This is a genomic window from Bradyrhizobium sp. LMG 9283, from assembly GCF_045571415.1.
GTDB lineage: Bacteria > Pseudomonadota > Alphaproteobacteria > Rhizobiales > Xanthobacteraceae > Bradyrhizobium.
In genome coordinates this window covers 844,723-869,065 of record NZ_CP120691.1, presented here as the reverse complement: position 1 = coordinate 869,065, position 24,343 = coordinate 844,723, and the positions used below count along the sequence as shown (strand labels likewise).

Annotated in this window: 22 protein-coding genes; 11 read left to right on the top strand and 11 right to left on the bottom strand. The window is 64.0% G+C overall.

Going from position 1 to position 24,343, the window contains the following annotated elements:
• Positions 1-2: 2 nt before the first annotated feature.
• Positions 3-1,025 carry an ABC transporter substrate-binding protein gene (locus P6U29_RS04020; RefSeq protein WP_407116416.1) on the bottom strand — a complete coding sequence of 341 codons (1,023 nt, stop codon included), beginning with the start codon at positions 1,023-1,025 and terminating at the stop codon, positions 3-5.
• Positions 1,026-1,164: 139 nt separating this feature from the next.
• Between P6U29_RS04020 and P6U29_RS04015 the strand changes: the two genes are divergently transcribed.
• From P6U29_RS04015 to P6U29_RS04000, 4 genes are all read left to right on the top strand, one after another.
• The gene (locus P6U29_RS04015; protein ID WP_407116415.1) at positions 1,165-1,971 is read left to right on the top strand and encodes a creatininase family protein; all 807 of its coding nucleotides are present in this window, start codon (positions 1,165-1,167) and stop codon (positions 1,969-1,971) included.
• Positions 1,972-2,111: 140 nt separating this feature from the next.
• On the top strand, positions 2,112-2,375 hold the full coding sequence (locus tag P6U29_RS04010; protein ID WP_407116414.1) for a hypothetical protein: 264 nt from the start codon (positions 2,112-2,114) through the stop codon (positions 2,373-2,375).
• Between the two features lie 397 nt (positions 2,376-2,772).
• Entirely contained in the window at positions 2,773-4,743 is a 1,971-nt protein-coding gene (locus tag P6U29_RS04005; RefSeq protein WP_407116413.1) for a carbohydrate porin, read from the top strand.
• A gap of 547 nt (positions 4,744-5,290) precedes the next feature.
• Entirely contained in the window at positions 5,291-6,586 is a 1,296-nt protein-coding gene (locus tag P6U29_RS04000) for a hemolysin family protein (RefSeq protein WP_407116412.1), read from the top strand.
• A gap of 46 nt (positions 6,587-6,632) precedes the next feature.
• Here P6U29_RS04000 and P6U29_RS03995 read toward each other — a convergent pair whose 3' ends face one another.
• The 3 genes from P6U29_RS03995 to P6U29_RS03985 form a co-directional block, all read right to left on the bottom strand.
• Positions 6,633-6,872 carry a PilZ domain-containing protein gene (locus P6U29_RS03995; RefSeq protein ID WP_407116411.1) on the bottom strand — a complete coding sequence of 80 codons (240 nt, stop codon included), beginning with the start codon at positions 6,870-6,872 and terminating at the stop codon, positions 6,633-6,635.
• A 97-nt stretch (positions 6,873-6,969) separates the two neighbouring features.
• Positions 6,970-8,658: an FMN-binding glutamate synthase family protein gene (locus tag P6U29_RS03990; RefSeq protein ID WP_407116410.1), complete on the bottom strand. Its 1,689-nt coding sequence runs from the start codon at positions 8,656-8,658 to the stop codon at positions 6,970-6,972.
• A gap of 318 nt (positions 8,659-8,976) precedes the next feature.
• On the bottom strand, positions 8,977-9,750 hold the full coding sequence (locus P6U29_RS03985; protein ID WP_407116409.1) for a ferredoxin--NADP reductase: 774 nt from the start codon (positions 9,748-9,750) through the stop codon (positions 8,977-8,979).
• A gap of 374 nt (positions 9,751-10,124) precedes the next feature.
• Between P6U29_RS03985 and P6U29_RS03980 the strand changes: the two genes are divergently transcribed.
• Complete coding sequence (locus P6U29_RS03980; RefSeq protein ID WP_407116408.1) at positions 10,125-10,928, top strand: RimK family alpha-L-glutamate ligase; 804 nt, start codon at positions 10,125-10,127, stop codon at positions 10,926-10,928.
• A 212-nt stretch (positions 10,929-11,140) separates the two neighbouring features.
• Here P6U29_RS03980 and P6U29_RS03975 read toward each other — a convergent pair whose 3' ends face one another.
• Together P6U29_RS03975 and P6U29_RS03970 are read right to left on the bottom strand one after the other, a co-directional pair.
• The gene (locus P6U29_RS03975) at positions 11,141-12,073 is read right to left on the bottom strand and encodes an amino acid ABC transporter substrate-binding protein (protein WP_407116407.1); all 933 of its coding nucleotides are present in this window, start codon (positions 12,071-12,073) and stop codon (positions 11,141-11,143) included.
• Between the two features lie 9 nt (positions 12,074-12,082).
• Positions 12,083-13,381 carry a dicarboxylate/amino acid:cation symporter gene (locus P6U29_RS03970; RefSeq protein ID WP_407116406.1) on the bottom strand — a complete coding sequence of 433 codons (1,299 nt, stop codon included), beginning with the start codon at positions 13,379-13,381 and terminating at the stop codon, positions 12,083-12,085.
• Positions 13,382-13,592: 211 nt separating this feature from the next.
• Here P6U29_RS03970 and P6U29_RS03965 point away from each other — a divergent pair, with 211 nt between their 5' ends.
• From P6U29_RS03965 to P6U29_RS03945, 5 genes are all read left to right on the top strand, one after another.
• Positions 13,593-14,594, top strand: coding sequence for an NADP-dependent oxidoreductase (locus P6U29_RS03965; RefSeq protein WP_407116405.1), 1,002 nt, complete (start codon positions 13,593-13,595; stop codon positions 14,592-14,594).
• A gap of 167 nt (positions 14,595-14,761) precedes the next feature.
• On the top strand, positions 14,762-15,601 hold the full coding sequence (locus P6U29_RS03960; RefSeq protein ID WP_407116404.1) for a cysteine rich repeat-containing protein: 840 nt from the start codon (positions 14,762-14,764) through the stop codon (positions 15,599-15,601).
• A 136-nt stretch (positions 15,602-15,737) separates the two neighbouring features.
• The gene (locus P6U29_RS03955) at positions 15,738-15,953 is read left to right on the top strand and encodes a hypothetical protein (RefSeq protein WP_407116403.1); all 216 of its coding nucleotides are present in this window, start codon (positions 15,738-15,740) and stop codon (positions 15,951-15,953) included.
• A 191-nt stretch (positions 15,954-16,144) separates the two neighbouring features.
• Positions 16,145-17,284, top strand: a complete 1,140-nt coding sequence (locus P6U29_RS03950; RefSeq protein WP_407116402.1) for an FAD-dependent monooxygenase — start codon at positions 16,145-16,147, stop codon at positions 17,282-17,284.
• Positions 17,281-18,894 (top strand): benzoate-CoA ligase family protein, encoded by a 1,614-nt coding sequence (locus tag P6U29_RS03945; protein ID WP_407116401.1) that lies wholly within the window; start codon positions 17,281-17,283, stop codon positions 18,892-18,894. Before P6U29_RS03950 ends, P6U29_RS03945 begins: the two co-directional genes overlap by 4 nt.
• 166 nt (positions 18,895-19,060) lie before the next feature.
• On the opposite strand, the gene P6U29_RS03940 is transcribed toward P6U29_RS03945, so the two are convergent.
• Entirely contained in the window at positions 19,061-19,573 is a 513-nt protein-coding gene (locus P6U29_RS03940) for a MarR family winged helix-turn-helix transcriptional regulator (protein ID WP_407116400.1), read from the bottom strand.
• On the bottom strand, positions 19,563-20,195 hold the full coding sequence (maiA, locus tag P6U29_RS03935; RefSeq protein WP_407116399.1) for a maleylacetoacetate isomerase: 633 nt from the start codon (positions 20,193-20,195) through the stop codon (positions 19,563-19,565). Before maiA ends, P6U29_RS03940 begins: the two co-directional genes overlap by 11 nt.
• A gap of 103 nt (positions 20,196-20,298) precedes the next feature.
• Between maiA and gtdA the strand changes: the two genes are divergently transcribed.
• Positions 20,299-21,339 carry a gentisate 1,2-dioxygenase gene (gene gtdA, locus P6U29_RS03930; RefSeq protein WP_407116398.1) on the top strand — a complete coding sequence of 347 codons (1,041 nt, stop codon included), beginning with the start codon at positions 20,299-20,301 and terminating at the stop codon, positions 21,337-21,339.
• 121 nt (positions 21,340-21,460) lie between these two features.
• Here the strand turns inward: gtdA and P6U29_RS03925 are convergent, their stop codons facing one another.
• The 3 genes from P6U29_RS03925 to P6U29_RS03915 all read right to left on the bottom strand — a co-directional run bounded on the left by P6U29_RS03925 (position 21,461) and on the right by P6U29_RS03915 (position 24,336).
• Positions 21,461-22,279: an ABC transporter permease gene (locus tag P6U29_RS03925; protein WP_407116397.1), complete on the bottom strand. Its 819-nt coding sequence runs from the start codon at positions 22,277-22,279 to the stop codon at positions 21,461-21,463.
• Positions 22,272-23,045, bottom strand: a complete 774-nt coding sequence (locus tag P6U29_RS03920; RefSeq protein ID WP_407116396.1) for an ABC transporter ATP-binding protein — start codon at positions 23,043-23,045, stop codon at positions 22,272-22,274. Before P6U29_RS03920 ends, P6U29_RS03925 begins: the two co-directional genes overlap by 8 nt.
• A 286-nt stretch (positions 23,046-23,331) precedes the next feature.
• On the bottom strand, positions 23,332-24,336 hold the full coding sequence (locus P6U29_RS03915) for an ABC transporter substrate-binding protein (protein WP_407116395.1): 1,005 nt from the start codon (positions 24,334-24,336) through the stop codon (positions 23,332-23,334).
• Between the last annotated feature and the right edge of the window lie 7 nt (positions 24,337-24,343).

Genomic DNA, 24,343 nt, shown 5'->3' with positions numbered 1-24,343 from the left:
CGTTACGGCTTGTTCGGGCGGAGCTCGACGCCGACGCCCTTGTTGACGAAGCGCAGCGTGTAGGATTTGCGGAAGTCGAGATCCGCCTTCACCACGCCGGCCTTCACCATCTTGTTGAAGAACGAGGCATAGCGCTCGTCGCTCATCGCGCCGATGCCGTTCTTCAAGGAGTCCCCGGAATCGACGATACCGTGCTCCTTCATCTTGGCCACGGAATAGGCCAAAAGATCGTCGGTCATCTCCGGATTGAGCTGCTTGATCATGGCATTACCGGCGGAATTGTCGCGGTAGATGTAATTGTACCAGCCGATCATGGAAGCATCGACGAAGCGCTGGACCAGGTCAGGCTTCTTCTCGACGATGTCGCGGCGGGTCTCGATCAGCGTCGAATAGGTGTTGAAGCCGTAATCGGCGAGCAACAGCACGTTGGGCTTGAAGCCGGCGGCCTTTTCCACGGCAAACGGCTCGGAGGTGACGTAACCCTGCATGGCGCTCTTGGGATTGGCGATGAAGGGCTGCGGATTGAAATTGTAGGGACGGACGTTCTTCTCGCTGAACCCGTATTCGGACTTCAGCCATTGGTAGTAGCTGGTCATGCCCTCCTTGGAGACGAACATCGTCAGTGGCTTGAGATCCTCGATCTTGCCGACCTTCGCGTCCGGATGCGTCAGCATTACCTGTGGATCCTTCTGGAAGATCGCGGCGATGGTGACGACGGGGACGTTGTTGGCGATCGCATCGAATGACATCAGCGTGTTCGCGGCCATGAAGAAGTCGATCTTGCCGGCGATCAGCAGCATCCGGTTGTTCTCGTTGGGACCACCGGGGACAATGGTGACGTCGAGCCCGTATTTCTTGTAAGTGCCGTCGGCGACAGCCTGAAAGAAGCCACCATGCTCGGCCTCCGCGACCCAATTGGTGCCGAAGGTGACCTTGTCGAGCGTTTCAGCGCGCGCCGGCGCAAGGGAGGCGATAGCGGCCAACAAGCTCGCCGTTAACGCTCGCCGCAGATGAGAGGGGGTCATGATGGCACTCCGTCGATCGTGGCTGGCCGATGTGAAGGCAACGCGATAAAACCGCATGACATCAGGGGACGCGAGCCGGCCAGGCCTGCGTCCCCCTCATACCCCAAATTACGTGACAAATTCGGGCAAGGAAACCTTGATGACGCCGCTCCGCGACTGGATCGACATCGACTGGGCTCATGCGGGCCCAGCGGAGGTGTCGCGCTGGATCGCGGTGCTGCCGCTGGCGGCGACCGAGCAGCATGGCCCGCATCTGCCTGTTACAACCGACGTGCTGATCGCGGACGCCTATCTGACGCGCGTGCGCGCGCTATTGCCCGCACATGTTCCGGTCAGTTTCCTCCCCGTCGAGCCAATCGGGATTTCCACCGAGCATATCGACTATCCGGGCACGCAGACGCTGCCGACTGAAGTTGCACTGAAGCGATGGACCGGGATCGGCGCGGAGGTTGCACGCCGCGGCGTGAAGAAGCTCGTCATCATCACCAGTCATGGCGGCAACAGCGCGGCGATGATGCTGGTCGCGCAGGATCTGCGCGCGCATCACAAGCTGTTCGTGGTGACGACGTCATGGTCACGGCTCTCAGGCGCGGAGAAATTGTTCCCGGCCGAGGAAGTGCGCCACGGTATTCACGGCGGCGCGGTCGAGACCTCGATCATGCTGGCGCGCTATCCGGATCAGGTGCGCAACGATGCGATCGCAAATTTTCCCGCGAGCAGCATCGCGATGGAGAAGCAGTATCGCTGGCTGTCGACGCAGCGGCCCGCGCCGTTCGCCTGGCAGGCGCAGGATCTGAACGCCAGCGGCGCAGTCGGCGATGCGACGCTGGCCGTGACCGAGAAGGGCGAGCAGCTGATCGATCAGGGCGCAACGGCGTTCTGCGAGCTATTGACTGAAGTCGATAACTTCGACGTGAACAGGCTCGCGAAGGGGCCCCTCGGCTAGCCGGCATCCTCCTGGATTCGTTCAGGAAAGATCGATTCTCCGCGACCATATTTCCAGTGTTCGAACCGGACGCGAGGAGCCTCCGTCCAACTGGGCACGCGGGCCACAACGGACCGCCTCAACCCCGGATGGAGTATCACATGTCGATCAAGACCAAGATTGCCGCCGCAGCTCTCGCTGCCCTCACCGTGACCGGCAGCATCGTGTCCGCCACCTCCTCGGCCGAAGCCAAGCAGCCCGGCTGGGTCTGGGGTATCGGCGCCGGCATCGCCACCGCCGCTGTCGTCGGCTCCGCGATCGCCGCCAGCAACGACCCCTATTACTACGGCTATCACCGCTGCGGCTGGGTCGCCCAGTACAACGCCTTCGGCCAGTACGTCGGCCGCGCTCGTACCTGTTACTGATCTAGCTACCTGAGGCCGATCTCCTCGTGGATCCTGCGTCCGACACGGGCGCCTCATCCACCCCGTGTCGTGCCCCCGACCCGCCCGGCTGTCCCCCCGGGCGGGTCATCCATTTTGGGGCGTGCGAATTTGTTGCAGCGGCGTCACATAGCGGTGCGAACCATCCTCTTCGGCAATGCGTGTCAGTTGCTATTGCGAATTAATCGCAATAAGGTTTGTAGGGTTCGGGAACTTGGGACGAAGCCGGGTCAAATCGAGATCATCTGGCCTGCTCGCGTGGGTAACCGATGCCTGATGACAGAATCGCCGCGACTGGGCAGGGATATCGCGGCGGGTGGACACATTCGCGTTTTGGGGGCGTGCGTTTTTGGCGTTGAGAAGTCACAGACACCGGTGCTTGCGAACGGCCGCGGCGATCGCCACGGGCGTGCTGGCTTTTCCGACCGCCGGACGCGCGGCCGATCTGCCGCTGAAGGCGCCGGCGCTGAGAGCAGTCTATGACTGGACTGGCCTCTATATCGGCGCACATGCCGGCTATAGTCGCGGCTCGTCGCACTTTGCCCTCAATGACGGCACCGCGCTCAACGACAGCGGCGTCTTCAGCGGCATGATCGGCGGCGTTCAGGCTGGCTACAACTACCGCCTCAATTCCGGCTGGCTGGTCGGGGTCGAAGGCGACTTCTCGTTTCCCAACTACATCACCTCGAATTCGATCGTCTCGTTCCTGACGACGCCCGCCAACACCGTCACGCAGCAATGGGACTACACCGCAAGCCTGCGCGGCCGGGTCGGCTACACCAGCGGCCCGTGGCTCGTCTATGCCACCGGCGGCTTTGCCTGGATGGGCGAGCGCTATTTCGACACGCCGGCCTCCGGCGCCGAAGTGCCAAAGATCCTGAACACGCGGCCCGGCTGGATCGCCGGCGCCGGCGTCGAATACGGTTTCGCGCCGCATTGGAGCGCACGGCTCGAATATCTCTACAGCCGCTTCGACGGCGCCAATGTCGCGTTCTCGACCGGGGCTCAATACAGCTCCTCGTCACTCGACTTCCAGCAGGTCAGGCTCGGCCTCAACCGCGAGGTCGATTGGCCCGGCGTGCCGAGCTACAACCCGAACAGCTCGCTGACCGACACGGAATCCGATCGCTGGGAGATTCACGGCCAGAGCACCTATCTGCCGCAAGGCTATCCGTCATTCCCGGCGCTCTATACCGGACCGAACTCGCTGTCGCCGTCGCGGCAGGCCAAGGCGACGTGGAGCAACAGCCTGTTCCTGAACGCGCAGCTGTGGGACGGCGGCGAGGTCTATTACAACCCCGAGCTACTCCAGGGATTTGGACTGAACGACACGGTCGGCGCGGCGGGCTTCCCGAACGGCGAAGCGCAGAAGTCGAACTTCCCCTATCCGCACTACAACACCTCGCGCCTGTTCGTGCGCCAGACGTTCGGATTTGGTGGCGAGCAGGAAGAGCTCGCGAGCGGACAGCTGCAGTTGGGGCAGAAGGTCGACGTGTCGCGCCTCACCCTGCAGGCCGGCAAGTTCGCGGTGGTCGACGTGTTCGACGGCAACGCCTACGCCAAGGACACCCGCAAGGACTTCATGAACTGGTCGCTATGGGCGCCCGGCGCCTTCGACTATTCCGCCGACAAGGTCGGCCTCACCTACGGCGTCACCGCCGAGCTCAACCAGAAGCACTGGGCGCTGCGTGGCGGCTATTTCCTGATGGTCTCCGAGTCCAACTCGAATCATTTCGACACCAGGGTCGGAGAGCGCGGCCAATATGTGCTCGAGCTCGAAACGCGCTTCTCGCTGCTGGGCCAGCCCGGCAAGCTCAGGACCATGGGCTGGCTCGACAGCGCCAACATGGGCAGCTTCCGCGAGACGCTGGACAATCCCGCGCTCAATCTCGACATCACGCAGACCCGACGCGGCCGTGTGAAGTACGGCTATGTGCTCAACCTCGAGCAGGCGATCACGGACGATGTCGGGCTGTTCGGCCGCTGGAGCTGGAACGACGGCCGGTTTGAAACGCTGGCCTTCACCGACATTCATCGCAGCCTGTCCGCGGGCTTGTCGATCAAGGGCACGAGATGGGGCCGGCCCGATGACGTGATCGGCATCGGCGGCGCCGTCAACGCGATTTCGCAGGACTATCGGGACTTCCTCGCTGCCGGCGGCCTCGGCGTTCTCGTCGGCGACGGCGCGCTCAACTACCGCAAGGAGCGCATCCTCGAAACCTATTACGCCTACGCGCTGAACAAGAACATCACCCTCACTGCCGACTACCAGCTCATCGTCAATCCCGCCTACAACGCCGATCGCGGACCGGTGTCGGTGTTTTCGGGGCGGCTGCACGGCGAGTTCTAGGCGCGGTTCGATTCCCTAAGGCGGGGCGGCGGCGGTTCACCTCTTCCGCAAGCGGGAGAGATCGGCGCGAAGCACCTGGTGAGGGCTTTCTCCGCTTGGGGATTGTCCCATTGCGGAAACACCCTCTCCCCGCCCCTCTCCTGCAAGCGGGAGAGGGAGTGCACCTCCCTCGTCGCAGCATCGAGCCTCATATGATGATGCCTTGGCAGTCGGGCGGCAAAGTGCGCGCCTCGTCCCTCGAGGCGCCCACTTCGGGGGCTCCTCGGAATAGGCTAACCAAAATTTCCCGACTCTCAAGCTTGAGACGGCTGCTCTCGCCGGATAGCGACCTCGCCGACGCCAGCACGAAGATCCGTCCGATATAGGGAACACGAAGGCTGGCGACGTGCTGGCTGGCCATCAGCGTCGCGCCATAAGCGTCGACCTATCCCGCACGGGTGCCCCCGGGGTGACGGAACGCGCAGAATTGGCAGCACTTCCTCACTGAATACCTATATCAATGGGGTGCGCCGCCATCCGGCCACACTTACTTACCTCTGGAACGTCAATGCTCTCGCTGGAACTCGTTATCGTCGTCGTCCTGATCGTCATCAACGGCCTGCTCTCCATGTCCGAGCTGGCCGTGGTCTCGTCGCGTCCGGCGCGGCTGTCGCTGCTCGCGGCCAAGGGCGTGCGCGGCGCCGAGCGGGCGCTGACGCTGGCGGCTGATCCCGGCAAGTTCCTGTCGACGGTGCAGATCGGCATCACGCTGGTCGGCGTGCTCTCCGGCGCGTTCTCGGGTGCGACACTCGGGCAGCGGCTGACGCAATGGCTGCTCGAGCTCGGCCTCTCCTCAGGGCTTGCCGACATCGTCGGGGTCGGCATCGTGGTCACACTGATCACCTACGCCACCTTGATCGTCGGCGAGCTGGTGCCGAAGCAGGTCGCGCTGCGCGACCCCGAAAGCATCGCGGTCCGGGTCGCGCCCGCAATGCACGCGCTCGCGAAGATATCGCTGCCGCTCGTCTTTCTGCTCGACGTCTCCGGCAAGCTGATCCTCACGCTGCTCGGCCGCGGCGGCAGGGCCGAGGAGAAGGTCTCGGAGGACGAGATCCATCACCTCGTCAGTGAGGCCGAGAGCGCGGGCGTGCTCGAGCCCGGCGAGAAGGAGATGATCGCGGGCGTGATGCGGCTCGGCGACCGGCCGGTCGGCGCCGTCATGACACCGCGCACGGAGGTCGACGAGATCGACCTGAACGACGATCCGGCCACCATCCAGGAGGTCATCGCCAAGAGCCCGCATTCGCGCTTTCCCGTCTCCGACGGCGATCGCGACAAGCCGATCGGCGTGCTCCAGGCCAAGGATCTGCTGGTTGCCTATATGAACGAACGTAACCCCGACCTGCGCGCGCTCGTGCGCGAGGCCCCCGGCATTCCGGTGTCGGCAGATGCGCGCGACGTGCTGACCATCCTGAAAGCGGCTCCGGTTCACGTCGGCTTCGTCTATGACGAATACGGCGCCTTCGAAGGCATGGTGACGGCCGCCGACATCCTCGAGTCGATCGTCGGCGCCTTCCATTCCGAGGAAGGACCGCCCGAGCCGGCCTTCATCAGGCGCGCCGACGATTCGCTCCTGATCTCCGGCTGGATGCCGGTCGACGAGTTCGGCGAGCTGCTCGGCGTCGAATTGCCGCCGCACCGCTACAACACGGTCGCAGGCCTGGTGCTGCAACAGTTCAACATGCTGCCCAATGTCGGCGACGCCTTTGATTTCGGCGGCTGGCACATCGAGGTGGTCGATCTCGACGGGCGGAGGATCGACAAAATCTTGGCGAGCCGGCGAGAGGCGCAGGCAGCGGCGTGAGGCACTGTCTCGACTGTCATCCCGGGCGAGGCGGAATTTATCCCCCTCACCCGAACCTCACCCCGATCCGCTTTTCCTTGCGCCAGACCACGGTGCAGGGCAGATGCCTGCCGTCGGCCTGGACGAACAGGGTGAAATGTTCGGGGATGCCGACGGGGCTCGTGACGTCGAGTGCGGCGCCGGTCTCCGAGAGATTGCGAATGGTGCAGTCGATCGCGCCGCCGCCGAACTCGATCGTTCCGGCCTTCAGCACCCGATGTCGGGCTTTGTTGCGTCGCTCGTCCATGGGGCGAATCTACACCCAAAGTTGAACCGGACGCTAAGCCGGTCCTCCGCTCGGAGCAATTTTACGTGGCGCAGGGCTGCCTGTTGTAGCCGGCATCTCACAGCGCCGGCTGGAACGTATCGGAGCGCGCCATCTTCCAGGCGTCGCGGAAGCGCGGATCTTCCGTGCCTTCGAGCAGCTCGCCTGGGCGCAGCGCCGGATAGAGCTGCGCGAAGGACTTCACCTGGGTCGTCGACGTCCGTTGGCTGAAATGGATCGGCCGCAGCTGCTGCGGATGTTCGAGGCCGGCCGCGGCGATCAGCTCGGTCAGCGAGTGCAGCGTCGCATGGTGATAATTGTGCACGCGGTCGATCTTGAGCGGCACGTACAGCGCGCGCGCCCGCGTCGGGTCCTGCGTCGCCACCCCGGTCGGGCAGCGGTCGGTGTGGCAGTTCAGCGACTGGATGCAGCCGAGCGAGAACATGAAGCCGCGCGCCGAATTGCACCAGTCGGCGCCGATCGCCATCGCGCGCGCCATGTCGAAGGCGGTGGCGATCTTGCCGGAGGCACCGATCTTGATGCGGTCGCGCGCATTGATGCCGACCAGCGCGTTGTGGACGAAATTGACGCCCTCGCGCATCGGCATGCCCAGATGGTCCATGAACTCCAGAGGCGCCGCGCCGGTGCCGCCCTCATTGCCGTCGACGACGATGAAATCGGGATAGATGCCGGTCTCCATCATCGCCTTGCAGATCGCCAGGAATTCCCAGGGATGGCCGATGCACAGCTTGAATCCGGCCGGCTTGCCGCCGGACAGGCGGCGCATCTCCGCGATGAACTGCATCATGCCAACCGGCGTGGAGAAGGCGCGGTGCGAGGCCGGCGAGATGCAATCCTCGCCCATGGCGACGCCGCGGATCTTGGAGATCTCCTCCGAGACTTTGGCCGCCGGCAGCACGCCGCCATGGCCCGGCTTGGCGCCCTGACTGATCTTGAGCTCGACCATCTTGATCTGGTCCTCGCTGGCGACGCGTGCGAACGCCTCGGGGTCGAAGGAGCCGTCGAGGTGGCGGCAGCCGAAATAGCCGGAGCCGATCTCCCAGATGATGTCGCCGCCCATCTCGCGGTGATAGGGGCTGACGCCGCCCTCGCCGGTGTCGTGCGCGAAGCCGCCCTTCCTGGCGCCGGCGTTCAGCGCCCGCACCGCATTCGGGCTGAGCGCGCCGAAGCTCATCGCCGAGATGTTGAACACCGAGGCCGAATAGGGCTTTGCGCAATCCGGCCCACCGATCACGACACGGAATTTTTCCTTGGCATGCGGCTTCGGCGAGACCGAGTGATGCATCCACTCGTAACCCTCGCGGTAGACGTCCTCCTGGGTGCCGAACGGACGCTTGTCGAGCTCCATCTTGGCGCGCTGATAGACCACCGCGCGGGTGTCGCGCGAGAACGGCATGCCGTCCTTCTCGCTCTCGAAGAAATACTGCCGCATCTCGGGCCGGATCTCTTCGAGCAGGAAGCGGATATGCGCGGAGATCGGGTAGTTGCGCAGCACCGCGTGGCTCTTCTGCAGGAGATCGCGGATGCCGAGCAGCGTCAGCGCGCCGAAGATCAGGATCGGGACCAGCAGAATGTCGAAGATCTTGCGGTCGACGATGCCGATGCCGATCAAGAGCGCGGTGACCACCGCGCACATCGTCAGCACGATGAAGCGCGGCGAGAAGGGCAGCAGCAGGGTTTCGAAGATCCCCTCTTCCGCCAGCGGCAGGCGTTTCGGAGCTTCCTGCGTCTTGTTGTCGTCGGCCACGATCCCATCCTCTCGCCAGCATGAGGCGGTACGATACGCCTTTGCCTGTCATACGGATATGACGCGGCCCTTGTTTCAGGCTAGCGAATTCGGCCGAGACAAATCAATCAGCCCAATGGGCGGGGTTTTGCGATGCAGCAGAGGGACGGGGCTGGATTAGCCTGCAAGCGCCCGCCAGCTAGGCAGTGTCCCGGGCAAGCGAAAGCGCAGACCCGGGACCCAGAATGCAACACCATACGATGCGGCGAGATCGGCCCCGGCTCTGCAGCGCAGCGCTGAAAGGCGCTGCGCTGCGTCCGGGGCACGAGTGCGTGGCGCTCAGCGCTCGACGAAGGCCTTCTCGATCACGAAATGGCCGGGCTTGTTGCCGCTTCCTTCGACGAAGTCGCGGCTCTCGAACATCGCCTTCAGCTCTTCGAGCATCGCCGGGCTGCCGCACATCATGATGCGGTCGGTTGCGATGTCGAGCGGGCCCTGGCCGATGTCGTTGAAGATCTGCTCGGAGTTGATGAGGTCGGTGATGCGGCCGCGGTTCTTGAACGGCTCGCGGGTCACGGTCGGATAATAGACGAGCTTGTCCGCGAGCAGCTCGCCGAACAGCTCATCCTCGCGCAGGGTCGCGACGAGCTTCTCGCCATAGGCGAGCTCGGAGACCTGGCGGCAGCCATGCACCAGCACGATCGACTCGAACTGGTCGTAGACCTCGGGGTCCTTGATCAGGCTGGCGAAGGGCGCAAGGCCCGTCCCGGTCGAGAGCAGCATCAGCCGCTTGCCGGGAAGCAGGTTGTCGGTGATCAGCGTGCCGGTCGCCTTGCGGCCGACCAGGATGGTGTCGCCTTCCTTGATCTTCTGCAGGCGCGAGGTCAGCGGGCCGTCCTGCACCTTGATCGAGAAGAACTCGAGCTGCTCCTCGTGGTTGGCGCTCGCCATGCTGTAGGCGCGCAGCAGCGGACGGCCGTCGACCTCGAGGCCGATCATGGCGAACTGGCCGTTCTGGAACCGGAAGCCGGTATCGCGCGTGGCGCGGAAGCTGAACAGCGTGTCGGTCCAGTGGTGGACGGAAAGAACCTTCTCTCGGTAAAACGCGCTCATGATTTTCGATATTCCGAATAATTGCGGTTTTAGGGCAAAAGCGTTGCCCGGCCCTGAAATTGAGGCGGTCACCATTTGCCATGGCGGAGGATTTCGCGTGTGTGATCTACGCCATTGAGAGCAATAATCAACCTCGTTCCGAATGCAATTGATGCCGGTCAAACCGGCATTTGCGGCAGAACTGGTCACATCATTAATGAATCTGCTGCCGGGCAGGCGCGGAGGGCAATTTCTTTCCTCCCTGATGCCTGGTTGGAGCACTTAATTTCCGTCGCGCTCGCGAGAATTTCATTAAGAATAGCTCTGATTTTCATCCCGATTGGCGCCAATTCCCGCATTTTTGCGGCTTTTGGCGACAGGAGCGACGAAGGACCATGACAGGCGGCGAGCGAATCTTCGTTCAGGCGATCAGGCGCTATTGCGCGGACCACGGCATCGCGGTCGATGTCCGCTCCGGCGGCTGGCTGATCGCGATGCGCCGGGGACCGAGGCGCCACTTCGCCTTCGGCTACGACATCGGCCTCAACAGCGCCATCGCCCACCGCCTCGCCAACGACAAATCGGCCACCGCCGAGGCCTTGGCGCTGGCGGACGTGCCCTGCATTCCCCACCAGCTCTTCCTCAACCCGAGGCTGGGCCAGAATGTCGTTGGCGCCGCCTGGCGAGAGGCAATGATTGGGCTGCTTCGCGACCATCCGCAGGGCGTGGTGGTGAAGCCGAACGAGGGGACATCGGGGCGCTCAGTGTTCAAGGTGACGACGGAGGCGGAACTCGACCACGCGGTCGGCGAGGTTTTCTCGATGAGCACAGGACTCGTGATCTCGCCCTATGTCGCGATCGAGAACGAGGTCCGTGTGGTGCTGCTCGATGATCGCCCCCTCGTCGTCTACAGCAAGCAGCGTGGCAGGGATTGGCGACACAATCTCGATGCCGGCGCAAAGCCGGTGCTGCTGGAGAACGGCGAGGTTCGCACGGCCTGCGTGAAGCTCGCGATCGATGCTGCGCGCGCCATTGGCATCGCCTTTGCGTCCATCGACGTGGTCCGCGCCGACGGTGGTTGGCGCGTGCTCGAGATCAACTCCGGCGTGATGATGGAAACGTTGGGCAAGCTGCATCCGGATCTGGTGCAGGCGACGTATGACGCGGCGCTGGATCGGGTGTTTGGGGGAAGCCGCTGAGCGCCACGCGCACGCTGCAATACCTTCTCCCCTTGTAGGAGAAGGTGGCGCGAAGCGCCGGATGAGGGGTCTGTCTCCGCGAACCCGGTAAGCGTCGAACGCGCGGAGAGAGACCCCTCACCCGTCTCGCCGCTATCGCGACGAGCCACCCTCTCCCACAAGGGGAGAGGGTGCACCGAGATCGCCGCGCGAGCGTTACAACAACATCTCCTCTAATTATTCGCGCCCGCAGAATCGTCCATGGCCTTGAAGGCCTCTTCCAGTTGCAGCGAGATCGGCACGTTCAGGCGTTCGCCTGTGGGCAGCCTCGCGGTGAACCATTTGTTGTAGAGCGGGACGAGGTCGCGGTTGGAGCCGAGCTTGCGGAAGGCCCGCTCGACTACGGCGGAGAGTTGCGGCTCGCCTTTCCTGAACATGATGCCATAGGGGTCGTAGGACAGATAGTCCCCGATCACGCGAAAATATTCCTGCGCCTTGTGGCGGGCGATCAGGCCGTAGAGCAAGATGTCATCGGTCGCGAACGCATCCGCCTTGCCGTCGTTCACCATCCGGAACGACTGCTCATGATCCGGCGCGGTCACGATGTTGAGGCCGAGCGAGAGCTTCTTGTCGACGGCGTGCATCGCCTGCTCGTTAGTGGTGCCCTTGGTCACCACCACGGTCTTGCCCTTGAGATCGGTGACTCCAGTAACGTTAGAGGCCTTCGGCACCATCAGCTTGGTGCCGGCGACGAACATCAGCGGCGAGAAGGCGACGCGCTTGCCACGCTCGGCATTGGCGGTGGTCGAGCCGCATTCGAGGTCGATCTTGTTCTGCAGCACGGCGTCGATCCGGTCGTCCGAGGTGACCTTGACGTACTCGATCCTGAGATTGGGATCGTCGACCTCGACGCCGATCTCCTCGACGATGGCCTCGCAGAGCTCGAGGCTGTAGCCGATCGGGCGGCCCGACTGATCGAGGAAGGAGAACGGCGGCGAGCTCTCGCGATAGCCGAGCCGCACGGCATGCGCCATCTTGATGGCCGACAGCGTCGGGCTGAGCCCTTCGCTGCCGCCGGTCTGTGCGACCGCTGTGGTCGCGAGCAACGATGCTGCCGCGACCCACAGGACGCCGCCGATCACTGACCTCGCCAGTGTCTGGCCCATGGTTCGCTCCTATCCATGGCCGGCCATCGCAGGCACTTCGCCCGGAACCATGTCCTCAGGCACGAGGTCGCCCGGTTCAAGCGCATGCTCGGGCCCGAGCTCGCCTTCCCATTTCGCCACCACCGAGGTCGCAAGCGTGTTGCCGATCACGTTGGTGGCGCTGCGACCCATGTCGAGGAAGGTATCGATGCCCATGATCATCAAGAGGCCCGCCTCGGGGATGTTGAACTGCGCCAGGGTTGAGGCGATCACCACGAGGGAGGCACGCGGCACGCCGGCGACGCCCTTCGAGGTGATCATCAGCGTCGCCAGCATCGCGAGCTGGGTGCCGAGCGGCATGTCGATGTGATAGCTCTGCGCGATGAAGATGCTGGCGAAGGTGCAGTACATCATCGTGCCGTCGAGATTGAAGGAATAGCCGAGCGGCAGCACGAAGCTCGAGATCCGCGACGAGGCACCGAAGCGATTGAGCCCCTCCAGCGTCTTCGGATAGGCCGCCTCCGAGCTCGCGGTCGAGAACGCGATCATCAGGGGCTCGCGGATCAGCTTCAAGAGATGGCTGTAGCGTGGACCGATCACGATGAAGCCGACGATGACCAGAATGGTCCACAGGATCGCCAGCGAGAGATAGAAACCGCCCATGAACACGACGAGCTTCCAGAGCACGGCGAGGCCGTTCTTGGCCACCGTCGCAGTGATCGCGGCCCATACTGCGAGCGGTGCGAACAGCATCACGTAGCTCGTCACCTTCAGCATGATGTGGCCGACATCGTCGATCAGCGCGAGGATCGATTTGGAACGTTCAGGCATCGCGCCCATCGCCACCGAGAAGAAGACGGCGAAGATCACGATCTGGAGGATCTCGTTCTGCGCCATCGCGTCCGCGATCGAGGTCGGGATCAGATGGGTGAGGAATTTCTCGATCGAGAAGGCCGAGACCGGTAGCCCGGTCGATTGACCCGCCGCGGGCAGCGTGCCGGGGAAGTTGGCGCCGGGCTGCAGCAGATTGACCATGATCAGGCCGAGCAGCAGCGAGACGAAAGACGCGCTGACGAACCAGCCCATGGTCTTGGCGAAGATGCGGCCGAGCTTGGAGCCCGAGCCCATATGGGCGATGCCGCCGACCAGAGTCGCGAACACCAAGGGCGCGATGATCATCTTGATCAGGCGCAGGAACATCATAGCGATCAGGTTGATGGAGGACGCCCAATCGGCGCGCGTGTCGGGCAGGAAATTGTAGATCGCCGAACCCATGATGATGCCGAGCACCATCGCCGCCAGAATGTATTGCGTGAACCTGTTGGACATCGCCTACCCCCACATACACCGGCGCTTCATGATGTCGCAGATACGGCGACGACGCAACACGCTTTGCGTGTGGTCGCGTTTTCAGGATGTTCCCATTGTGAAATGGAACGCAGCGATCTAGCCTTCATGCAGCGCACAACACATGCGGCCTGCACGATTTGTTTGCGGCGACTGCATCAATAATCGCCAAGACAATCAAAGAGGGAATGCCATGAGCGGACACATCAATCGCCAGATTCTGCTGGTGGAAAAACCCAGCGGCAAGCTTGGCCCCGAGCATTTCAAGATGATGGATGGCACGGTACCGGAGCCAAAGGATGGCGAGGCCCTGCTGCGCGTGCGTTACATCTCGCTCGACGCCGCCAACCGCGCCTGGATGCACGGCGCGACCTATCGCTCCGCCGTCGAAGCCAACAGCGTGATGGCCGGCGGCGCCATCGCGGAGGTCGTCAGCTCGAACGTGCCGGAGCTTGCGGCGGGCGACATCGTGTTCGGCGACACCGGCTGGCAGGAATTTGCCGCAGTGCCGGCAAAGCATCTCACCAAGATGCCGAAGCTCGAGCCGATGACCCATCTGCTCAGCGTGTTCGGCATCGCCGGCCTCACTGCCTATTTCGGTCTCCTGGAGATCGGCAAGCCCAGGGAGGGCGAGACGGTCGTGGTCTCTGCGGCTGCGGGCTCGGTCGGCTCGCTCGTCGGACAGATCGCAAAGATCAAGGGATGCCGCGTGGTCGGCATCGCCGGTGGCACTGATAAGTGCAACTGGCTGACCTCCGAGCTCGGCTTCGATGCTGCCGTGGACTATAAGGACGGCGCGGTGTTCAAGGCGCTGCGCGCCGCCGCCCCTGACGGCATCGACGTCTATTTCGACAATGTCGGCGGCGACATTCTGGAAGCCTGCCTGCCGCAGATGAACAATTACGGCCGCATCGCCTGCTGCGGCGCGATCTCGCAATATGACGGCGCGCCTGCCGCGCACGGCCCGCGCGGCGTGCCCGGGTTGATCGTGGTCAAGCGGCTCGTCATGCAGGGCTTCATCGTGATGGATTACATGAAGGAGAGCCAGCGCGCGCTCGCCGACCTGCAAGCCTGGGTCAAATCCGGCAAGCTGAAGGTGCAGGAGGACATCATCGACGGCCTCGAGAATACGCCGAAAGCGCTGATCGGACTGCTCGCGGGCGAGAACCGTGGCAAGCGCATGGTGAAACTGTAGCGTCGCCTCACAGCGTCGTCCTTGGACACAATCTGCTTGCGGTAGCGGACAAAGCGGCCAATGATGCCATGCACCGCATGGCTCGCGACGATTGCAATCGCATCACCTTTTTTAGAGCGCCGAACGGTCATTTGAACGCTCCAGCTATAGGGCAGGGACTCATACCGATGTTCGAGACATTGAAGCATGGCTCCACGCGCAGCGCATTGCTGGCGGCAGTGCTGTTCGCAACTGCAACAGTCGCCGTCGCGCAAACGCCGACCGACGCCCAGAAGCGCGCTATCCGCTCCGCATGCCAGTCGGACTTCATGGCGCACTGTTCGAGCGTGACGCCCGGTGGCGCGGAAGCGTTTCAATGCCTGCAGAAGAACATGTCCAGCCTGTCATCGGGATGCCAGACCGCCGTTCGCGCACTCGAGCCGCCAGCGGCACCGAAGGCTGAAGCCGCTCCCGCCGCACCGAAGACTGAAGCCGCGCCGGCGGCACCCGCCGCACCGAAGGCCGAGGCAGCGCCTGGCGCGCCGCCCCCTGAACCTGCCAGGCCTGCCGCGCCAGCGGCGGCGGCAAAGGCTGCTCCCGCCAAGCAGCCGAGCAGCGCGCAGGTCTCCGCCATCAAGAGCGCCTGCCGGTCTGACTATCCAAAAGTCTGCGCCAGCGTGACGCCGGGCGGCGCGGCTGCGCTCGAGTGCCTAGAGAAGAACAAGGCAAGGGTCTCACCCTCCTGCCAAAGCGCGCTGAGCGCAGCATCCGGCACAGCGGCCACGGCGGCACCTGCAGGTGCGGCTCCCGCGACTGCGCCCCCCGCGACACCGACCGCGATCGTGCTGCGGCCATTGCTGCCGCGCGAAGAGCTGTTCATCGCCAGATCGGCCTGCGGCGCCGATATCCGCACGCTCTGCGCCGGGGTGGCGCCAGGCGGCGGCCGGATCATACAATGCATTTCCAATCGGGCGGCATCGCTCTCGCCGGCCTGCAGAGACGTACTCGCGCCTTTCGCCGCGAGATAAGACGAAGCGGACTACGTACGTCCGCAGCTCAGACATGAATTGCGGCGTGCGCGACCGAATGTTCGCACGCTGGCGCGTGATTTCGCAGATCCTTTTTGAGACTCAGTTTCGATCACGATAAGACCGGGAGGACAACATGCGTTCATTGCTGCTCGTTGCTTCTGCTCTCTTCGCCTTCACCGCGACAATGACGTTCGAGACCACCGATGCCAATGCGGTGGTGTGCGCCCGCGGCGTCTATCGCGCCGGCTGCGCCGGTCCGAACGCCGCCGTCGTGGTCCGCAAGCCCGCGCCCGTGGTCCGTTGCACCAGGGTGCTGGTGAACGGGGTCTATGTGAGGCGCTGCGTCTGACTCGCCCGGGTGGCCAATCCGGCCCGGTTTCGCTATGATTCGTACCTGACGGTTTCGGGCACCCGCAAAACGTGTGCCTGAAGGCGAGCTATGGCGTGCCGGCCATGTCGATAATTCCGCTGGCGCCGGGCGCTGGAGCACATTAGTCTACCCCTAGATAGTAAGTATACTGTCAATTAGGGAGGCAGACGTTGCGGATCGCCGTGATCGGCGGGGGGCCCGGTGGGCTCTACTTCGCCTATCTCTGGAAGAAGCGTCACCCCGAGGATCAAGTCGACCTGTTCGAACAGAACCCGGCCGACGCGACCTGGGGCTTTGGTGTCGTGTTCTCCGACCAGGCCCTTGAGTTCCTTCGCGCCGATGACCCCGAGACGGTCGATGCGATCGCCCCGCATATGGAGAGCTGGGAGAACATCACGCTGAACCTGCACGGCGACAGCGTCGCAATCGACGGCGTCGGCTTCTCCTCGATCGGACGGCTCGAGCTCCTCAAGTTCCTGCAGCAGCGCGCGCTCGATGTCGGCGTCACGCCGCGCTTCGACACGCAGATTCAGGCGATCGACCAGCTCAATGGCCACGATCTGATCGTCGCCGCCGACGGGCTGAATTCGCTGGTGCGCCGGGCCTATGAGGGCGATTTCGGCACCTCGCTCTCCTACTCTTCCAACAAATTCGTCTGGTACGGCACGTCAAGGCGCTTCGACACGCTGTCGCAGACCTTCGTGAAGACCGACCGCGGCACCTTCAACGCCCATCACTACCGCTATTCGCCGACCATGAGCACCTTCCTGGTCGAATGCGATCACGCGACATGGCAGGCCTATGGCTTCGCCTACAAGGACGTCGAGCAGTCCAAGGGCGTCTGCGAGGAGGTGTTTGCCGACACGCTTGGCGGTCATTGCCTCGTCTCCAACAAATCGGTCTGGCGCAACTTCCCCTGGGTCTGGAACGAGCACTGGTCGTTCAAGAACATGGTGCTGATCGGCGATGCGCTGCATTCCGCGCATTTCTCGATCGGCTCGGGCACGCGGCTCGCGATCGAGGACGCCATCGCGCTGGTCAAGGCGCTGGAGTCGGATGCGCATCTTGCGACCGCGCTGCATCGCTATCAGGCCGCGCGCAAGCCCGTCGTGCAGAAGCTCGTCAATGCCGCGCGCACGAGTGCGTTCTGGTACGAACATTTCGCCGAGCACATGAAGCTTCCCCTGATGGACTTCGCCTACAGCTATATCACTCGCTCCGGCCGCATCGACGATTCCCGGCTGCGCGCGATGTCGCCGGCCTTCATGGCCCGCTACGAGGCGGCCAAGAACGGCGGAGATGCCGCATGAGCAACGAGATCAGAGACCAGGTGCCCGCCGACACCCCGGGCGCGCGCGAGATCGGCTTTGCCGTTCCTGAAACTTACAATGCCAGCCGCGTGCTGTTCGACAATCTCGGCAAAGGCCGCGGCGACAAGCTCGCGCTCATCGGTCCGGCGGGCACGCGGACCTATGCCGAGCTCTGCCGCGAAGCCTGCCGCTGGGGCAACGGTTTCGCCTCGCTTGGCCTCAAGCGCGGCGACCGCGTGCTCTTGTTCCTCGACGACACGCCGGCCTACCCGGCCGCATTCTTCGGCGCGGTGCGTGCCGGCTTCGTGCCGCTGCTGATCAACACGCTGACGCCGCCGGATCTCCTGCAATTCTATCTCGCCGATTCCGGCGCAACTGTTGCGGTCGCGGACGCCGAGTTCGCGGCGCGATTCAATGCGGAGGCCTGCAAGGACACGGGCTTGCGGATGCTGATCGTCGTCAATGGCGAGGCGGGCGATCACGCGGCGCCGCGGTCGGTCGCGGCGGGGAGCTGGCTCGCGCAATTCCCGGCTGAGCTGGCGGAAGCGCCGACGCATCGCGACGAAATGGCGTTCTGGATGTACTCGTCCGGCTCGACCGGTCGGCCCAAGGGCATCGTGCATCTCCAGCACGACATGGCCTACAGCGAAGCCGCCTTTGCGCGGAACGTGCTAAAGCTGACGCCCGATGACATCTGCTTCTCGGTGCCGAAGATCTTCTTCGCCTATGGCTTCGGCAACTCCGTCACGTTCCCGTTCTCGGCCGGCGCCGCAACACTGCTGCTGCCGGGCCAGCCGAAGCCTACGTCGATCTTCGCGGCGATCGAGCAATACAAGCCGACGGTCTTCTTCGGCCTGCCGACGCTCTACACGTCGCTGACCAAGGCCGAAGGTGCCGACAAAACCGACTTCTCCTCGCTGCGACTGTCGCTCTCCGCCGCCGAGGTGCTCTCGGCCGAGGTCTTCAATGGCTGGAAGACGCTCACCGGCCTCGAAATCGTCGAAGGTCTCGGCTCGACCGAGGTGCTGCACATCTACCTGTCGAATCGCGAGGGGCAGAAGAAGCTCGGTGCCGCCGGCTTGCGCGTGCCCGGCTACGAGGTCGCGCTGCGCGACACGGATGGAAGCGAGGTCGGCGACGACGAGGAAGGCATCTTGTGGGTCCGCGGCGATTCCAACACGCCGCTGTACTGGAACCGGCCGGACAAGTCGGCCGAGACCATCCGCGACGGCGGCTGGATCTACACCGGCGATCGCTTCGTCCGTGATGCCGACGGCTTTCACTTCTTCCGCGGCCGCGCCGACGATCTCATCAAGATCTCCGGCCAATGGGTCTATCCGCTCGAGGTCGAGCTATGTCTCGCCGATCACCCCGACATCCGCGAATGCGCGGTGTTCGCCGCCGAGCTGCCGGACCGTCGCATGACGCTGAAGGCGGTGGTGGTGATGAACGACCGCGCTGCCGATCAGGGCGAGGCAACGCGCAGGCTGCAGGATTATGTGAAGGGCAAGCTGCTGCCCTACAAATATCCGCGCGAGGTGATTTTCATCGACGAGCTGCCGAAGACGGGCACGGGCAAGATCGACCGGCAGGCGTTGCTGCGGATGTGAGGCAGGCGTCGCCGTACGTTCAGCAATCGTAGGGTGGGCAAAGCGAAGCGTGCCCACCGCTTCTGGTCCATTGGGGAGGATGTGGGCACGGCGCAAGGGCGCCTTTGCCCACCCTACGAGATCTCGCACTGGGCTCGCAAACAGTATGTTCGTGCCACCCCTCTCCTCACTCCGCCTTCCCCAGATGCTCCAGAGCATCCTCGGCCCGTAGCGGCACGCGGGAGGCTTCGTTGTTGAGATCGACCAGTTGCACCAAGAGCCCCATCAGCGTCTTGCGGTCTGCGGGCTTGAGCGGCTCCAGCATCCGCGCCTGGGCGCGCTCGACCGCGGGGATGATCTCGCGCAGGATCGCCGCGCCTGACTTCGTCAGATACAGCAGCTTGATCCGCTTGTCCTCGGGTGCCGGTTTGCGCTCAATATAGTCCTTGGCTTGCAGCCGCTCGATCACGCTGCCAAGCGTCGAGCGATCGAAGGCGATCACCGCCGACAGCCGCGTCGCGTCGATGCCGGGATGGGTATGGATCGCGATCAGCGCGGCATATTGCACCGGCGTCAGATCGAACGCCTTGCACTCCTCCATGAAGATCGAGACCGCGATCTGCTGCATGCGCCGGAACAGGTAGCCCGGCGCGGCGTAGACCGCGTCCATCGTGATCGGAGCGGCAGGCTTACTCGGCATCGGGCTGCTTCTCCGGTGCGGCACCGGCAAACGCCGGCAGCGCCTTCGCGGCGGCCTCGGCCTGGAGCAGGCGCGGATAGGCCGAGACATCGACGCCGAAGCGTCGCGCATTGGCGAGCTGCGGCACCAGGCAGAGGTCGGCGAGCGTCGGCGCATCGCCGAAGCAGAACGGACCCACTTCGTTCTTGATCAGCGTCTCGCAAGCCGACAGGCCCTCGCGATTGACCCAGGCCGCCCAGTCCTGGACCTTCTCCTCGGGCAGGCCCAATTCGCGCAGCCGCGCCAGCACTTTCAGGTTCTGCACCGGATGAGTATCGCAAGCGATCGCGAGCGCGAACGCGCGCACCTTGGCGCGCCGTAGCGGATCTTTCGGCAACAGCGGCGGATTGGGGTGAGTCTCGTCGAGCCACTCGATGATCGCGACCGATTGGGTCAGCACCGCACCCGCATCGTTCTCCAACGCCGGCACCAGGCCCTGCGGATTGATGGCAAGATAAGCGGGCGCACATTGCTCGCCCTTGCGCAGATGATGCGGCAAATGTTCGGCGCCGAGCCCCTTCAGGTTCAGTGCGATCCGCACCCGATAGGCAGCGCTGGAGCGGAAATAGCCATGCAGCTTCATCGGAACCCTCCTGTTTTCTCGTTGCTTGTACGTTGTTCGCCACGTTGACGCTAGCCAGATTGGCAGTATACTGTCAATTTAGGAACGGACAGGAGGCGGCGCCATGGAAGCCGTGACGAAGACGCCGGAACGCGAGGCGTTTTACAGGAAGATCGACGGCGAGAATCTCACCGCGCTCTGGACGGTCATGAGCGACCTGATCACGCCGGAGCCGAAGAGCGCGTGCCGCCCTCATCTCTGGAAGTTCGACGTCATCCGCGACTACATGCTTGAAGCCGGCAAGCTGATCACGGCCAAGGAAGCCGAGCGACGCGTGCTGGTGCTGGAGAACCCCGGCCTGCGCGGGCAATCCAAAATCACGACGTCGCTCTATGCCGGCGTGCAGATGGTGGTGCCCGGCGACGTCGCGCCTGCGCACCGCCACAGCCAGTCGGCACTGCGCTTCGTGCTCGAAGGCAAGGGCGCCCACACCGCCGTCGACGGCGAGCGTACCGCGATGGCGCCCGGCGACTTCATCATCACGCCATCGATGACCTGGCACGACCATTCCAACGAGACCGATCAGCCGATGTTCTGGCTCGATGGCCTCGACATCCCCCTGGTGCAGTTCTTCGACTGCTCCTTCGCGGAAGGCTCGAAAGAGGACCAGCAGAAAATTACAAAACCCGCAGGCGACAGTTTTGCGCGCTATGGCCACAACCTCTTGCCGGTCGACGTCAAGCGGAGCTCGAAGACATCGCCGATCTTCAGCTATCCCTATGCCTACACGCGCGAGGCGCTGGAGAAGGCCCGCGCGAGTCAGGAGTGGGACGCATGTCACGGGCTCAAGCTGAAGTTCAGCAACCCCGAGACCGGCGATTTCGCAATGCCGACCATCGGCACCTTCATCCAGCTGCTGCCGAAGGGCTTTAACACCGCACGCTATCGTTCGACCGATGCGGCGGTGTTCTGCCCGATCGAAGGTAAGGGGCGCAGCCGCATTGGTGACACCGTTTTCGAGTGGGGCCCGCGCGATTTGTTCGTAGTGCCGAGCTGGCACTGGATAACCCACGAGGCGGATGAGGACGCCGTGCTGTTCAGCTTCTCGGACCGGCCCGTGCAGCAGAAGCTGGATCTGTTTCGGGAAGATCGCGGCAACGCGTGAGGCTCCGCTCTCGTAGGGTGGGCAAAGGCGCCCTTGCGCCGTGCCCACCATGGCTCGATGATGCATGAGGAAGTGGTGGGCACGCTTCGCTTTGCCCACCCTACAGCGGCGGTGAATGCGGCTACCGCCAATGCAACAGCCGCGTCTCCAGCCAGCCGATCACCTTGCCCACTGCCAGCCCGAACACTGACAGGATCACCACGCCCGCGAGCAGCTGATCGGTCTGCATCAGATTGCCGGCCTGCAGCACGAAGGCGCCGATGCCGTATTGCGCGCCGATCATCTCGGCGCTGACGACGAGCAGCAGGGCCACCGACGCCGTGATGCGGAAGCCGGCGAGGATGGCCGGCAGCGCGCCCGGCCAGATCACCTTGCGCACGATGGTGGCGAAGGGCACGTTGAAACTCTGCGCCATACGGATCAGGTTGCGCGGCACCGCATCGACGCCGCTATAGACCGAGATCGCGGTCGAGAAGAACACGCCCAAGGCAATGGTCGCGATCTTGGGCTCTTCGCCGATGCCGAGCCAGAGGATCAAGAGCGGCAGGAGCGCGATCTTCGGGATCGGGAACAGCGCCGAGATGAAGGTGATGCCGACGCTGCGCGCCAGCCGCGACAGGCCGATGGCAAAGCCGACGCCGACGCCGGCCGCTGTCCCAAGCAGCCAGCCGACGCCGACTCGCAAGAGCGAAGCGGACAGATGCTGCCAGAGCGCGCCCGAGATCGCGAGCTGGTAGATCGCGCGTGCGATCGCCGAGGGCGTCGGCAGGAACAGCGGGTTGACCAGCCCGATGCTGCCGGCGGCCTGCCAGATCGCGATGACCAGGGCGAGCGCGATCCAGCCGCCGAAACGGCTCGACGCAGGCACGAAGCCTGCGCCGCGGAAGCGAACCCGGCGCGTCGTCTCATCCTTCGCAGGCAGGCCGGCGCGATCAAGCATGCTGGACCTCACGCTCGGCGTCGATGGCTTCGTTGCGGATCAGCGACCAGATCTGGTTCTGCAGCGCGAGCAGTTTTTCGCGCGCCGTCGTTTCGCCGCGCGCCGCCCGCGTCATCGGGACGGTCACGACCTCGCGAATGCGCCCCGGTCGCCGCGACAGCACCACGATGCGGTCGGCGAGCCGCGCCGCTTCCTCGAGATTATGGGTGACGTAGACCGCGCCCATGCCGCCATCGGCGAGCAGGCGAACGAAATCCTCCATCAGGAGCTCGCGAGTCTGCGAATCCAGCGCCGAGAGCGGCTCGTCCATCAGCAGGATGGCGGGCTTCACCGCGAGCGCGCGCGAGATGCCGACCCGCTGGCGCATGCCGCCGGACAGCTGCTTTGGATAAGTCTGGCGGAAATCGGTGAGGCCGGTGCGGCGCAGGGCGTCCTCGACCAGCGCGCGGCGCTGCGCGGCTGCGAGCTGCGTGTGTAGCAGCGGGAATTCGACGTTCTCCTCCACGGTGGCCCAGGGCAGCAGCGCAAAATCCTGGAAGACGAACGTCAACGGATTGAGACTGTCCGCCGGCGGCGCCCCGCGCAGCTCGGGCGCGCCGGCGGTCGGCTGCAACAGCCCGCCGAGAATCGACAGCAGCGTGCTCTTCCCGCAGCCGGAGGGACCGACGATCGCCACCACCTCGCCAGCGCCGACGGTGAAGGAGACGTCGTCGAGCACGGCGAGATCGCCGAAGCGATGGGTGATGTGGCTGGCGATCAGGTCCATGCGATGCGCTCACCTTCTTCACCCTCTCCTGGAGGGGGAGGGTCGGTTTGCATGCAGCGAAGCGACATGCAAACCGGGGTGGGGTGACAGTCCATCCACAATGATGCTGACGACGCCTGCCCTCGAACTTTGCGCGAGCGGCTGGCGCGAACGACGGACAGGCCGCCGCCGTGGCTCACCCCACCCCGCTCGCTCCGGACGATGCTGCGCATCGCCGGTGCGATCGACCCTCCCCCTCCAGGGGAGGGTGGCAGATCGCCCGTCGCGAGAGTCTGCATCGTTCGCATCAATCCGCCTTCACATAGTCCTTGGCGATGATCGCGTTCGCGTCAAAGCCCTTGTCGGCAAAACCCTGGTCCTGGAGCCATTTGATCTGGTTGTCGACGTTCTTCACGTCCAGTTTGCCGTCGGGATCGATATAGGCGCAATTGCCGACGACCTGCTCCACCGGCAGATTGGTGTACTTCGCGATGATCTCCAGCAGCGGCTTGGTCTGCTCGTTGATCGGCGCAACGCCGTTCTTCATCGCGGCGAGGATGACGTCGTGATATTCGCGGTCGGCTTTCGCGAGCACGCCGAGGAATTTCGTCACCAGCGCCTTGTTGGTCAGCGTCTTCGGCGAGGCGAACACCGCCCCTAACTGCCACGGCGTCTCGTCGCCGACCCAGCCCAGGAATTTTGCGCCACCCTCGTCCATCAATTTTCGCGCGGTCGAGATGGGAAGCAGCGCCGCATCGACGGTTTCGCCCTTCAGCGCGGCGGCCGCATTCGACAGCGATTGCAGCGGCACGATCTTCACATCCGCGAGCTTGAAGCCGTATTTGTCGGCGAGCAGGCCGAGCGAATAGTGAAAGCTCGATCCGACCTGCGTAACCGCAACGCGCTTGCCCGCGAGATCCTTCGGCGTCTTCAGCCCGGCGGCATAGGCATTGTTGCTGGCGAAATAGCCGATCAGGGGATAGCCAGGCCTCTCGCGGCTCATGCCGCCGATCACCTTCAGCACGCCCTTGCCGGCGAGATTGTAGAGGCCCGCGGTGAAGGCGGTGACGCCGAAATCGACGTCGCCCGAGGTGGTGGCGACCGCGATCGGCTGCGCCGCGTCGAAGAACTTCAGCTCGACCTCTAAGCCAGCCTCGCGGAAATAGCCCTTGTCCTGCGCGATGAAGACGGGCGCGGAGGACGACAGGCGGAGCACGCCGATCTTGGCCTTCAGCGCGTCCTCGGCCCGCGCCGTGCCTATCGCCATGATCGCTACCAGGCCCGCGAGCGCGAGCCGCACCATCCCGATCATCCTGTTT

Coding starts and splice junctions, on each gene's coding strand:
- P6U29_RS03945 (WP_407116401.1), top strand. CDS start 17,281: ATGAGCAACGAGATCAGAGACCAGGTGCCCGCCGACACCCCGGGCGCG.
- P6U29_RS03920 (WP_407116396.1), bottom strand. CDS start 23,045: ATGGACCTGATCGCCAGCCACATCACCCATCGCTTCGGCGATCTCGCC.
- P6U29_RS03925 (WP_407116397.1), bottom strand. CDS start 22,279: ATGCTTGATCGCGCCGGCCTGCCTGCGAAGGATGAGACGACGCGCCGG.
- P6U29_RS03965 (WP_407116405.1), top strand. CDS start 13,593: ATGAGCGGACACATCAATCGCCAGATTCTGCTGGTGGAAAAACCCAGC.
- P6U29_RS03940 (WP_407116400.1), bottom strand. CDS start 19,573: ATGCCGAGTAAGCCTGCCGCTCCGATCACGATGGACGCGGTCTACGCC.
- P6U29_RS03995 (WP_407116411.1), bottom strand. CDS start 6,872: ATGGACGAGCGACGCAACAAAGCCCGACATCGGGTGCTGAAGGCCGGA.
- P6U29_RS03975 (WP_407116407.1), bottom strand. CDS start 12,073: ATGGGCCAGACACTGGCGAGGTCAGTGATCGGCGGCGTCCTGTGGGTC.
- P6U29_RS03960 (WP_407116404.1), top strand. CDS start 14,762: ATGTTCGAGACATTGAAGCATGGCTCCACGCGCAGCGCATTGCTGGCG.
- P6U29_RS03980 (WP_407116408.1), top strand. CDS start 10,125: ATGACAGGCGGCGAGCGAATCTTCGTTCAGGCGATCAGGCGCTATTGC.
- P6U29_RS03985 (WP_407116409.1), bottom strand. CDS start 9,750: ATGAGCGCGTTTTACCGAGAGAAGGTTCTTTCCGTCCACCACTGGACC.
- P6U29_RS04015 (WP_407116415.1), top strand. CDS start 1,165: ATGACGCCGCTCCGCGACTGGATCGACATCGACTGGGCTCATGCGGGC.
- P6U29_RS03915 (WP_407116395.1), bottom strand. CDS start 24,336: ATGATCGGGATGGTGCGGCTCGCGCTCGCGGGCCTGGTAGCGATCATG.
- P6U29_RS03955 (WP_407116403.1), top strand. CDS start 15,738: ATGCGTTCATTGCTGCTCGTTGCTTCTGCTCTCTTCGCCTTCACCGCG.
- P6U29_RS03970 (WP_407116406.1), bottom strand. CDS start 13,381: ATGTCCAACAGGTTCACGCAATACATTCTGGCGGCGATGGTGCTCGGC.
- gtdA (WP_407116398.1), top strand. CDS start 20,299: ATGGAAGCCGTGACGAAGACGCCGGAACGCGAGGCGTTTTACAGGAAG.
- P6U29_RS04020 (WP_407116416.1), bottom strand. CDS start 1,025: ATGACCCCCTCTCATCTGCGGCGAGCGTTAACGGCGAGCTTGTTGGCC.
- P6U29_RS04000 (WP_407116412.1), top strand. CDS start 5,291: ATGCTCTCGCTGGAACTCGTTATCGTCGTCGTCCTGATCGTCATCAAC.
- P6U29_RS04010 (WP_407116414.1), top strand. CDS start 2,112: ATGTCGATCAAGACCAAGATTGCCGCCGCAGCTCTCGCTGCCCTCACC.
- maiA (WP_407116399.1), bottom strand. CDS start 20,195: ATGAAGCTGCATGGCTATTTCCGCTCCAGCGCTGCCTATCGGGTGCGG.